We start from the raw sequence: 13,022 nt of genomic DNA on the forward strand, positions 1-13,022 counted from the left end.
CTTTTTTAGAAAACACACTGTGCATAACATCGCTTTGGTATAATATTTTATATAAAGATATATTGGACCTGCATTAGGAAGTTTTTTTGACTCATACAGATAGCATATCTATATGTTTAGTTGAGGTCCTATAGTAAGGTAGCATATTGTCAGCATAGATGGAGAAATAATTGTATTTATTGTGATGCAAGACGCAAAAAATAATGTGGAAGATTTCGTTAGCACTTTACATGACACAGTGGTGCCACGCAGCTTTTGAGGGATTCTATCATCTGTGATAGCAGAATATTGATAGCGGTGTACGGCGGTACATATCTCAATATACATCTTGTGAAAAGTGGAGTGATTGGCGCGGACAGCTATTCTGAACTGAGTGATTCTAGCACATTTTATTGCAGCGTTAATGTAAGAAGAGAGTCTTAAGTAACAATTTCTTGAGCTATCCATACAAATGAAATATTATTGAGTGTGCTCCCTAATCATAACTTAGATAGAAATAGGGGTTTTTAGTTCATATGGTTATGCAAATAACATGGTGATATGATTTTTATCATGTAAGCTTTTACAAAATTATTTTTGTATTTGTTGAATGTTTTGTATGCCTATCGCTACCAGCGATGGTTGTGATTATAATATAATCAGCACATAACTAACTAATTAAGGAAACAATGGTCTGAGATGATGATAAAGTGCTTTGTCAGTCAAGGTCTTATTGATGAGATTTCATAACATCTATATTTCAGAGATAATAAGATTATTGTGCGCCCTACAGGATTCGAACCTGTGACCTACGGCTTAGAAGGCCGGTGCTCTATCCAGCTAAGCTAAGGGCGCATATTTGTGCCTGCATTATACGGTGAATCAAGTAGCAGTCAACTGTTTACTAGAACTATTTATGCTTTTTGCTTGACTCCTTAACCTTGATTCATATGAATGATACTATAATATATAGTTTTTATGGTGTTAAAAATTTTTTAGTTATTAACTACACGACCATGTTTAACTTTATGTCTTATCAATGCATATAGAGCTATACAAAGTGTATAGAGTACACAGTATATAACAATATCCATGGAATATCTCATCAGTGAATATATTGATGATTGATGATTGATAATTGATAATTGATGATCTATTATTTCTATGTAGCGTGTCATCATAAGTGAGATGCTCTGTTATCATATTTGTCTCAAAATCTTTTTCAGTTATTTCATTGTAAAATTTATATATACTCGCATTTGTAAATGGAAATGACCAATGTACTCACGCATAGTGCTTGCATATATTACTTATTGGTTCATGAAAAGAAAGCACATAGTGGAGCCATCATGCTTATGATTATTTTAGAGTTGTTTCTCTTAGGTGCGTAATATATTATAGTAATATATGCTTGCTTTGATAGAAGTTAAAAACATATCTATCTGTATCAGTATGATAATGCATCTATTCGATGATATTTTACGGTAGTTCCGTGTCTGCTCATTCACGATTTATTAATGTAGTTAAGTATCAATAGGTTCTGAAAGTTTGTAGTCCGAACAGTAGATTTGAGAGTATTGGCTGTATTAAATATTCTAACTTTAACAACATCATAAGCTATGATCCTATCTTATTGAATATAGTAAATACAATATTACTATATTGTATTCATACAGTCAGTCACAGTAAACGTTATATTTTCAGACAGTCAGTACGTTAGTTAATAAGGATGGAAGCAATATCTGCTTAATTAGCATGCCATACATTATAGAAGATCAGTTTTTCACCGTGAATAATGTATATTATTTGTATGGGTTTTTATGAGCATACCATTCCTTCTTTGATTGATCAACATACTACAAATGTATCGGTGTTTTCTTTTTTTATCATAAAATAATATCATAAGTCGAAGAATTTTATATTTCTATATATGTTGTTCTTGTCGGGCAATCTCTAGTGTAGGGGCCAGAAGACTTTGAAAATATGAAATGCAATAGTGATGGTGTTAGTATACATGCGTCAGTGGTATGTCATTGAAAATCAATAAGATCATTTAAAACAATTTTGTGTGTTGATACATGGTGTAGATATAATATAGACGACTTAAACACGTGTAGAGCGCGGACATAGAATATGTAGCTGCTTATTAAATCATTGAGGATTACTAACAGTGTTGATATTAGTACATAGAGAAATGATGCCGTTAAAAACATCGTAGTAGGGTTAATAATCTCTATTTTCAACAAAAACAACTGTTTATTACATCTCTTATATATGATGGTTATCACGCGCAGAATTTTTTTATTCTATGCTTGCCAGCATAAGATAGTTAGTGTGCTCTAGTATAAAAATATGAAGATATAGCGCCATAATAGACACTATGAACCTAGATAATGTTATGACTTACAGATATGGACAATCTAAAAACAATATCTTCTTGAAAAAGACTCAGAAGTAATTCTGTGTACATTATAATCTTCCTTGTATACGGTGTGTTCTGTCTGGTTCCAACAGATAAGCATGTAAGTGGTACAGTATACAGCTACAGTACTATAATGATGCGAATCAGTTATATGATATAACTAATATATCATACTCAGTGTATTATAGAAGGATACAGGAGTTCATGCCTGCAAAAATAATGAATGGTGCGCAGCTTGCTCAGGAGGTACTTCGATCTCTTTTTCATTGCGTTCAAAGACGCTTAGAAATGGGTAAACGTACTCCAGGTTTAGCTATTGTATTAGTAGGCTCAGATCCTGCTTCAAAGATTTATGTGTCTCGTAAGATTGAGGCGTGTACAAAGATTGGTTTTATAACCCGTCTATATGATTTTCCTGTCACTGTTACGCAAATCCAACTGTTAAATTTAATTGCAGAGTTAAATAAAGATAAGAGCATTGATGGTATTTTAGTACAACTTCCCTTACCAACTACTATCGATCGTGGTTCGGTAATGGAACGCATTTCTCCTTTAAAAGATGTAGATGGTTTACATCCTTATAACCTAGGTCGTTTATGCAATCGTGCGCCAACTTTATTACGGCCATGCACTCCCCGGGGAGTGATGACGCTGCTGGAGCGTTATCAACTGAAGATTTGTAGCTTAAACGCGGTAGTAGTTGGGGCTTCTAATATAGTTGGTAGGCCAATGAGCATGGAGCTTCTTCTAGCCGGCTGTACAACAATAGTTGCACATCGTTTTACGAAAAATTTGGACTCTTTTGTGTCGCAAGCCGACCTGCTTATCGTTGCAGTAGGAAAACCAAGATTTATACCTGGCCACTGGATTAAATTAGGGGCAATAGTGGTGGATGTGGGTATTAACCGCTTAATCAATGGTAAAATAGTCGGTGATATTGAGTTTGAAGAGGCTGCGGATCGGGCAGAATGGATTACTCCTGTACCGGGTGGGGTTGGACCAATGACTATTGCTACACTTATGCAGAATACTTTATATGCTTGCGAACAGCACGAGAAGGATGTTTGTTCGTCGTAGCTACTATCACTAAAAAATGATTTTTTGTGTTGATTTGGTTGGAGTACCAAAAAGCAATCTTTTAAAAAAGATTATGTAGCATGCTGCAGAGAAGCGCTTTTATTTTGATAGCTTAGAAATGTTTAAAACTTGCACAATTGAGTTCCATACACAGTACTATAATAAAAACTTTTTATTAATAAGTAGTTTTAATTATGAAATAAATGTGCGTGTGGTATGTCGCGGAAGTTCTTATATTTTATAAGTAATTTGAGTTTTATTACATCCTCATGAAACGTATATTTAATTTTTTAAATATAATATAAATAGAGTAATATGCTTTTAGCAGCTGCAATACACAGGCGGTTTTCTTTACCGCATATAGCGGGTTGTATAATCATCATATACTATAGGTTGTTCATTGTGATCGCTATGGTCAGGGTATTTTACCATCTATGGTATATCCAGTCATGTTGAATAGCAAGATCAGTTTATATAGTGATAAGAATAATACTTGTATGCTGCACAATAATCATTTTTTAGAAGGGACGTTGTATTTTAAATGGTATACAGATGCTTTTGCATAACTCTCTAACATAGAGATATCGAATAATATATAATCACAAAATGTGTTTGTTTGTAGGGTTCTATAGGTTGAACAAGATGATGTATCCGGACTTCTACGATGAAGAAATGCTACGCCCACAATTAGTACATAAAGATTTATTAGCATTTAACAGTTATGGCATGTAGTCATGTGTGGCCTGATTTTGTTATTGATTTGGAGAATTATATTTATAAGATGATATAATAAGATTATTGTTGTATCCTGGATCTCTAACGAATGCAGAAATCCGTTACTTCATCTCTATGTATCATAAATATATAGAACGCAGAAGATAGAAAAAACGCATACTCTGTTCTCCTAAGCTAGGGACATCAAGAATTTTATAATGTATGAGAAATACCCTCAATACAGTATTGCAAATTTCTGCATGAAGAAGAATGTCTATACACGAGACAGGCGATATGAAGAAGGTGTTTTATAAATAGAAAAGAGATTCATCACAGAGCATTAAGCAAACTATTAAGGGATATTACTAAACTATCTATTTTCTCCTATGGGGAGACATCAAGATCACTCTATTGTAACTGGCACTCGTGAAGATAGAGCGCACATTAGTTCATAGCCTATCGTGCCAGACATTGACGCTACGTCATTAATTCTCACATTATTTCCCCATAACTCTACCAGGCTACCAATACGAGCTTGGGGGCATGTTGTTAGATCTACGGCCATCATATCCATAGAAATAGCTCCGATGGTGTGTGTCATGCTTCCTGCGACCATTACGGGGGTGCCAGTAGGGGCATGATGCGGATATCCATCAGCATAACCACAGGCGATAATTCCAATCTTCTGTGTTCGGTTAGCTCGGTAGTTATGAGAATATCCCACTTGTGAGCCTGCAACCAGTCTTTGTATTGCAATGATTTTGCTGCTAAGTGTCATTACAGGTAAAAAACCACTACTAGAAATATTTTTCAAACAACCACCTGGAGAGACACCATATAATATAATTCCAGGACGCACCCACTGAAAATGTGTGCGTGGATGCCATAAGGTAGCAGCAGAGTTAGCTAGGGATATATTACAATTCAAACCTTTGGAAGCTTGAGCCAGTTTTGTCATAGATTCCGTAACGTCTTGCACAGACTCTGCTTTAGAAAAGTGCGCCATTAAGGTGACCATACCTACATTTTTTGATTTTTGCAGTTGATGCCAAACTGCCCGGACATCTTTGGTTTGAAAACCCAAACGATTCATTCCACAATTTATTTTTAGGTATACATCTAAAGGAGATGATAGATGAGCTTTTTTTAATGCTTCTATTTGCCATTGACTATGCACGATGGTAGTTAAATGATATCGATGCAGTATGGTTAGATCATTGGGGTGAAAAAATCCTTCTAGTAGTAAAATAGGTTTTTGAAAACCTTTTTCACGAAGTAATAAAGCTTCATGGATATTAAGTAAAGCAAAACCATCCGCGTAACTTAGGCTTTTCCAGACTCGTTCAATGCCATGACCATATGCATTAGCTTTAATGACCGCCCACAGACGTGATCTAGAAGCTATATTGCGTACTATAGAAAGATTTTTTTGTAATGCGGTTTGATTAATTATAGCCATAATAGGACGAGACATAATCGATCCTTTCTCGATATTGTAGTTTTAAGGATAATTCTTTTTACTAATCCTAGAATGAAAAATATTAGTATACTGTAGAACACTATCAGTAGATTTTGCAGTTAGAGAATTAGAATATACGTCCCGCACATGTTAAGTTGATGACAGACATATCTTATACATGTGAGAGACACTAAACCTTAGTAGACTTAATGCACTATCAATAATAAATCTGAGAATATATTTTATTGATGATTCAGTATAATTGTGCATTTATAATGATATAATTAGCGATCATATGGGTTAAGAATAGCAATAGTAAAATATTTCTGTATTAGAGTCTCTATTTCTAGTGTATGTTGAAACTTTCAAAGAATCACAGAACTTTGTTTCATTTTTAACATTATATTTTTCACTTACACTGGTCTTGAATTGTTCATGAGATGCCTACGAGCATAAATATGCGATCGTCCAACACAATGAGAGTCGGTGTATTTCTAAAATGTACTAATGATGATGTAATATATTATTAAGTTTCTGTGTTATGTTGAATTATCGAAGTGGAGTCTACCGTGTCACTTACACTTTGGCAACAGTGTCTGGCTTGCCTGAAAGATGAACTATCTGCTACTGAGTTCAGCATGTGGATAAGACCATTGCAAGCTGAAATTACTGATAACACCCTATCTTTGTACGCACCAAATCGTTTTGTGTTAGATAGGGTTAGAGACCAATATTTACATAACATTAATGCTCTCCTTAAAAATTTGGGTGGTACAAATGCGCCTTTTCTGCTTTTTGAGGTAGGAAGAAAACCTGCCTCTGCTACGATCAGAGAGTTATCTATAACAGGTGCGCAGGAAGCTGCAAGTCACATCAGTCACCCTTCTGAGTGTAGTCGGGCTCATGGGAGTTATATAACGAAATTAGAAGAGTTTTCTTATCGTTCGAATATAAACGCTAAATACAACTTTGATAACTTTGTAAATGGTAAATCAAATCAATTAGCACATAGTGCAGCACAGCAGGCAGCAGATAATCCTGGTGAGACGTATAATCCTCTGTTTTTTTATGGTGGTACAGGTCTTGGTAAGACTCATTTACTACATGCAGTTGGCAATGGTATTTTAGCTAAAAAATCTAATGCGACTGTTTTATACATGCATTCTGAGCGTTTTGTGCAAGACATGGTTAATGCATTGCAAAACAATGCGATTGAAGAATTTAAATGTTATTATCGTTCAGTCAAGGCACTTCTGATTGATGACATTCAGTTTTTTGCGCATAAAGTACGATCGCAAGAGGAGTTTTTTCATACTTTTAACTCGTTATTAGAAGGTAATCAGCAAATAATTTTAACTGCTGATCGTTATCCAAGAGAAATCCATGGTGTAGAGGATCGATTAAAATCCCGTTTTGGATGGGGATTGGCAGTAGCTATTGATCCACCAGAACTAGAGACACGTATAGCTATTTTAAAAAGAAAGGCGGATCAGAATAACATTTTTTTATCGAACGAGGCGGCATGTTTTATTGCTAAAAGACTACGTTCTAACGGACGAGAATTAGAAGGAGCATTAAATCGTGTCATCGCTCATGCAAAATTTACAGGTTGTACTATTACTATTGATTTTGTCCGTGAAGCACTGCGCGATCTGTTCGCATTACAAGATAAGGTGGTGACTATTGAGACTATTCAAAAAATAGTTGCTCAGTATTATAAAATTAAACTTGCGGATCTTTGTTCTAAACGTCGATCGCGTTCAGTATCACGGCCGAGACAGATGGCAATGGCTATAGCTAAAAAATTAACTCATTGTAGTTTACCAGAAATAGGTGATGCTTTTGGGGGGCGTGACCATACCACAGTTTTATATGCTTGTCGAAAAATTGAGAAGCTACATAGAGAAAGTCATGACGTTCAAAAAGAGTTCTCTACGATTATTAGAACCTTGTCTTCTTAATCGCCCAGAAGGTTTCCTTAGATTATGCAATTTAATTTAAAACGGGAAGTTTTGCTTAAACCCTTACAGTACGTAAACGCACCATTAGGCAATCGTCCCGCATTTCCTATTCTTGGTAATTTATTATTATCAGTAGAGCAAGATGTTCTGGTTCTTACTAGTGCTGATTTAGAAATAGAAATTGTAGTGCGTATCTCTCTAACCAACCAGCATAAACTTGGAAGGATTACAACCCCTGCACGAAAGTTCTTTGATATTTGTCGTGGATTACCAGAGGGTGTTGAGATAACAGTATTGCTAGAAGGAGATAAAATACTCATTGTTTCCGGCCGAAGTCGCTTCTCTCTTGCTACGTTACCAGCTAGTAGTTTTCCTAATTTAGACGATTGGCAAAGCGAAGTTGAGTTGAGTATTTCTCAGAGAACTATGAAACAGCTTATTGAAGCTACTCATTTTTCTATGGCGCATCAAGATGTTCGCTATTACCTCAATGGTATTCTTCTTGAAACCGACGGAAAGGAGTTATGTGCAGTGGCTACAGATGGGCATAGATTGGCGCAATGCTCTATGCCAGTAGAACAGGTATTACCTCGTTATTCTGTGATCATACCACGGAAGGGTGTAGCAGAGCTTTTACGTATATTGAATGATAGCACTACTGCTGTACAAATGCAATTTGGGAAGAATCATATCCGTGTGTCTTCTGGTAATTTAATTTTTACTTCGAAGCTCATAGATGGCTCTTTTCCAGATTATCGTCGAATTTTCCTTATAAGATCTGATAGTATTTTAAAGGTTAACTGTGATCTACTAAAGCAGGCCTGTATTCGTGTTTCGATTCTTGCGAATTGTAAATTACGTAGTGTATGTCTAGTTGTAAACACGAACTACCTTAAAATTACAGCTAATAATTCCGATCAAGAAGAAGCAGAAGAGATTCTGGATGTGATGTACAACGGCAGTCAGATGGAAATTGGTTTAAATGTGAGTTACATTATAGATGTCTTAAATGCATTAAAATGCGATATGGTCTACATATCACTCATTGATTCCGTATCTAGAGTGCAAATTGCAGACGCAATGAGTTCCTCTGCAAAATATATTATTATGCCAATGCGCGTGTAGTCTATTTGCGTATGCAATATAGAGAAAAGAATTACTATAATAAAAGTTTCAAACCACACTGTTACTTACTATTCAATGAACGAGAAAAAATAATGTCAAGTGTTTATGACTCATCGAGTATTAAAGTGCTCAAAGGGCTCGATGCGGTACGAAAACGTCCTGGTATGTACATCGGGGACACAGACGATGGTACTGGACTGCATCATATGATTTTCGAGGTGTTAGATAATGCTATTGATGAGGCTCTTGCAGGTTATTGTTCGTATATTAGCGTAACTCTTTACCCTGATCGTTCTGTTTCAGTGCGGGACAACGGGCGTGGTATCCCTACTGGGATCCATGAAGAAGAAGGGGTGTCTGCTGCGGAAGTAATTATGACTGTACTACATGCTGGAGGTAAGTTTGATGATCACTCTTATCAAGTTTCCGGTGGCTTGCATGGTGTTGGTGTGTCTGTAGTTAATGCTCTGTCAGAAAGATTAGAGCTTACTATTTTTCGTGAGGGGAAAATATATTCGCAGTGCTATATGCACGGCATCCCACAAAGTGCCATTAAAATTACAGGTAACACTCACTTAACTGGCACGCATATACATTTTTGGCCAAGTTATCAAACATTTACAAATATCATAGATGTTGAATCTAGCATTTTAGAAAAACGGTTGCGCGAATTATCTTTTCTGAATCCCGGTATTTCTATTGAGTTGGATGATAAACGTCATGGTAAAAAAGATGTTTATTATCATCAAGGGGGGTTGAGAGAATTTATTAAGTATTTAAACCAGAATGCAACCCCTGTTAATACTAATATATTTTATTTTTCTGCTCAGAAAGATAATATTGGTGTTGAAATAGCACTGCAGTGGAATCACGCTTTTCATGAAAGTATATATTGTTTTACTAATAATATCCCGCAGCGTGATGGCGGTGCTCATCTAGCAGGTTTTCGTTCTGCTTTAACGCGTACTCTCAATATATACATGGATAAAGAGGGGTATAGTAAGAAAGCTAAAATTAATATTATTGGTGATGATGCACGTGAAGGCTTAGTGGCTGTTATTTCAATCAAAGCATCCGATCCAAAATTTTCTTCACAGACTAAAGATAAGCTCGTCTCTTCTGAAATTAAAGTAGCAGTTGAGCAACAAATGAATGAATTATTTTCTGCATACTTGCTAGAAAATCCATGTGATGCAAAATCGGTGGTGGGAAAAATTATTGATGCAGCTCGTGCGCGTGAAGCATCTCGTCGTATACGTGAAATTACTCGCCGAAAGAACGCATTAGATTTCTCTATCTTACCAGGGAAGTTAGCTGACTGCCAAGAGCGTAATCCTTCTCTTTCTGAAATTTATTTGGTTGAAGGCGACTCAGCGGGGGGGTCTGCGAAGCAGGGCCGAAATCGTAAAAATCAGGCTATTTTACCTTTAAAGGGGAAAATTCTGAATGTAGAAAAAGCGCGCTTTGACAAAATGCTGGCTTCTCAGGAAATAGCAACGTTAATTACTGCTTTAGGGTGTGGCATTGGTCGTGATGAGTACATTCCGGATAAGTTACGTTATCATCATGTTATTATTATGACTGACGCTGATGTGGATGGATCACATATCCGGACTCTCCTGCTTACATTTTTTTATCGTCAGATGCCAGAAATTATTGAAAGGGGGCATCTCTATATTGCACAACCACCTCTATATAAAGTACGAAGAGGGAAACAAGAACAATACATAAAAGATGATGATGCTATGGAGAGCTATCAAAGATCTATAGCGCTCGATCAGGCGATATTACATCTTAATGATGGCACGCCAGATTTAAGTGGCCAACCTCTTGAGGATTTAGTGGTAATTTTTCACCGCACGCATCGTATGATTAAACGACTCGAAGCACTCTATCCAATTGAATTACTGAAGGTTCTGATTTATCACGACACCTTACATGATTTAACAGTTAAGCTTAGAGTAGAAGATTGGTTAAGTAACTTATTGCAGAAATTAAACAATAATAACGAAAATGGTGAGTATTATAATGGGTTTGTACGTGAGAACTCTTTCTTGCATTTATTTGAACCTATAGTATGTAGACGTGTTTACGGTATGGACAGAGAGTACTGGTTAGATCATAAATTTATCACCAGTGATGAATATCGTAGGATTTGCATGCTCGGGGGACGTTTACGTGGTCTTATCAAAAAAGACTCCTATGTTACACGTGGTGATCGTTATCAGTTTGTTTCTAGTTTTGAGCAGGCTATCAATTGGTTGACAACAGAGTCCTGTCGAGGTTTAACTATTCAGAGATATAAGGGTTTGGGAGAGATGAATCCAGAGCAATTATGGGAAAGTACAATGAATCCAGATAGTCGTCGTATGTGTCTAGTGACCATTGAAGATGCTGTTGCCACTGATCGGCTTTTTACGACTTTAATGGGTGATGCGGTAGAGCCTCGTCGTGTCTTTATTGAAGACAATGCTTTGCGTGCAGCTAATATTGATATTTAATTCAAACTGAAATTAACCTAGAATAGTATTATTACCCATGATGTTATGTTTATATTTTTCGGATTGTATATGTTGAGTTTAGTGTATTAGATGATATACCCTTTCCAGGGTAGTGATGATATGTTTTTACTGCATGATATAATAAATAAATGATAGAGAAACATTCTCATACCGTCAACACTCTAGTTTTTTTAAAATAAAGGTATACTATGTTAGTATATAGAGAGACATTAAGATTCTGAGGATAGTATGGCGATTAAACTGATTGCAATTGATATGGATGGCACATTACTAAACCCGAAGAATGAGATCACAGCACGAGTACAAGCAGTAATTCAAAAAGCATCTAGTGTAGGCATCACTATAATCTTAGCTACCGGACGACCATTTATTGGTGTACAGCGTTATCTCAAGGAATTAGGTTTACAGAAAGATAATCAGTGCTGTATCACACATAATGGTGCATTGATTCAGCGAGCAACGGATGGAGAGTGTGTCTCTGAATTATTACTTAATTTTAATGATTATCTCTATTTTGAACAATTGGCACGAGTATTAGGAGTGCATTTTCAAGCCTTAACTAAAACAGAAATGTTTACATCCAATCAGGATATTAGCGAATATACTGTACACGAAGCTTGGATGACTGGAATCCCGTTGCGTTATCGCTGTGTAAGTGATATGGATTGTAATTTATTTTTTCCAAAAGTAATGATGCTGGACCCGCCAGAACTTTTGGATCAGGCAATTTCTCATATGCCTTATGTAGCATTACAGAAATATAGTATCATGAAGAGCTCTCCATACTATTTAGAAATATTAGATAAAAGAGCTAACAAAGGAACTAGAGTAAAATTTATAGCAGAGAAGTTAGGACTGAAAAGACACGAAGTCATGGCCATTGGTGATCAAGAAAATGATTTATCTATGCTAGAGTATGCAGGTATAAGCATAGCTATGGGAAATAGTATCTCTAGTGTAAAAAAAATAGCACAATTTATTACTCATACCAATGCAGAAGATGGTGTAGCTTTAGCAATTGAGAGTTTTGTCCAACTTAGTTGATATCATAACTATAGAGACCTCATTGAGGATATGCTGTGTATTTTTTTGTTAATATTGAGTTCATCCAATATATAGAATAATATCACTTTAATAACATTGTTATGAGAGCTATTCTCTGCAAAAAGATGCAATTGTACAGATATTAATTTTGGATGATTTTAGATAGACTATCTTTATTCTGTACATTACATAGGTTGATAACCATCAATGCCGTATTGACTCATGATATTTTTATATATATGATTATATTGCGAGGTCAGAATGAGATTTTTATGTAACATGAGTTCGATGTATGTAAGGGAAACTTCATGGACTAAAAATAGTTGATATGTATAGCAAATTTATTGTGGTGTATTATACCAAAATCGTATGTTTTGTAGACACTATGGGGTTTTATATACCATCATAATTAACACACTATGTTGAATGGACCTATCATATGCATATCTAAAATCAAAATAATACATTTAATTTAGATATGGATTCGGTCAGTGTACAAATCAGAAATTGAGATATAATATTTTTACTAGATAAAGAATTTAGATAGATTGTAGGTAAAGCAAGAATGAAACGCACTTTCCAACCCTCTGTACTGAAGCGTAACCGTACTCATGGTTTTCGTGCTCGCATGGCAAGTAAAAATGGTCGTAATATCTTATCCCATCGACGAGCGAAAGGTCGAACACGTCTCACTGTATCAAGTGATAAACACTAATTTT

7 protein-coding genes and 1 tRNA gene are annotated in these 13,022 nt (G+C 35.7%); 6 read left to right on the forward strand and 2 right to left on the reverse strand.

Annotated features, from left to right (window positions below; genetic code table 11):
• Positions 1-760: 760 nt before the first annotated feature.
• A tRNA-Arg gene (locus ERCIKOCA2762_RS00385) sits at positions 761-834 on the reverse strand.
• A 1,771-nt stretch (positions 835-2,605) separates the two neighbouring features.
• Between ERCIKOCA2762_RS00385 and folD the strand changes: the two genes are divergently transcribed.
• On the forward strand, positions 2,606-3,478 hold the full coding sequence (folD, locus tag ERCIKOCA2762_RS00390; protein ID WP_157988261.1) for a bifunctional methylenetetrahydrofolate dehydrogenase/methenyltetrahydrofolate cyclohydrolase FolD: 873 nt from the start codon (positions 2,606-2,608) through the stop codon (positions 3,476-3,478).
• 1,117 nt (positions 3,479-4,595) lie between these two features.
• Here folD and alr read toward each other — a convergent pair.
• On the reverse strand, positions 4,596-5,666 hold the full coding sequence (gene alr / locus ERCIKOCA2762_RS00395; RefSeq protein WP_157988262.1) for an alanine racemase: 1,071 nt from the start codon (positions 5,664-5,666) through the stop codon (positions 4,596-4,598).
• A gap of 554 nt (positions 5,667-6,220) precedes the next feature.
• On the opposite strand from alr, the gene dnaA reads away from it, so the two are divergent.
• The 5 genes from dnaA (at position 6,221) to rpmH (ending at position 13,018) form a co-directional block, all read left to right on the forward strand.
• Entirely contained in the window at positions 6,221-7,612 is a 1,392-nt protein-coding gene (dnaA, locus tag ERCIKOCA2762_RS00400) for a chromosomal replication initiator protein DnaA (RefSeq protein ID WP_157988263.1), read from the forward strand.
• A 24-nt stretch (positions 7,613-7,636) separates the two neighbouring features.
• Positions 7,637-8,737, forward strand: a complete 1,101-nt coding sequence (dnaN, locus tag ERCIKOCA2762_RS00405) for a DNA polymerase III subunit beta (RefSeq protein ID WP_157988264.1) — start codon at positions 7,637-7,639, stop codon at positions 8,735-8,737.
• Between the two features lie 92 nt (positions 8,738-8,829).
• Complete coding sequence (gene gyrB / locus ERCIKOCA2762_RS00410; protein WP_157988265.1) at positions 8,830-11,238, forward strand: DNA topoisomerase (ATP-hydrolyzing) subunit B; 2,409 nt, start codon at positions 8,830-8,832, stop codon at positions 11,236-11,238.
• A 249-nt stretch (positions 11,239-11,487) separates the two neighbouring features.
• The gene (gene yidA / locus ERCIKOCA2762_RS00415; protein ID WP_157988266.1) at positions 11,488-12,303 is read left to right on the forward strand and encodes a sugar-phosphatase; all 816 of its coding nucleotides are present in this window, start codon (positions 11,488-11,490) and stop codon (positions 12,301-12,303) included.
• Positions 12,304-12,868: 565 nt separating this feature from the next.
• Entirely contained in the window at positions 12,869-13,018 is a 150-nt protein-coding gene (gene rpmH, locus ERCIKOCA2762_RS00420; protein ID WP_157988267.1) for a 50S ribosomal protein L34, read from the forward strand.
• Positions 13,019-13,022 lie beyond the last annotated feature (4 nt).

The sequence above is a fragment of the Candidatus Erwinia haradaeae genome, from assembly GCF_900698935.1.
GTDB lineage: Bacteria > Pseudomonadota > Gammaproteobacteria > Enterobacterales > Enterobacteriaceae > Erwinia_E > Erwinia_E haradaeae_D.

What these genes read in the sequence shown, in the direction of transcription:
- folD (WP_157988261.1), top strand. Translation starts at nt 2,606, where the DNA reads ATGCCTGCAAAAATAATGAATGGTGCGCAGCTTGCTCAGGAGGTACTT.
- alr (WP_157988262.1), bottom strand. Translation starts at nt 5,666, where the DNA reads ATGTCTCGTCCTATTATGGCTATAATTAATCAAACCGCATTACAAAAA.
- dnaN (WP_157988264.1), top strand. Translation starts at nt 7,637, where the DNA reads ATGCAATTTAATTTAAAACGGGAAGTTTTGCTTAAACCCTTACAGTAC.
- gyrB (WP_157988265.1), top strand. Translation starts at nt 8,830, where the DNA reads ATGTCAAGTGTTTATGACTCATCGAGTATTAAAGTGCTCAAAGGGCTC.
- yidA (WP_157988266.1), top strand. Translation starts at nt 11,488, where the DNA reads ATGGCGATTAAACTGATTGCAATTGATATGGATGGCACATTACTAAAC.
- rpmH (WP_157988267.1), top strand. Translation starts at nt 12,869, where the DNA reads ATGAAACGCACTTTCCAACCCTCTGTACTGAAGCGTAACCGTACTCAT.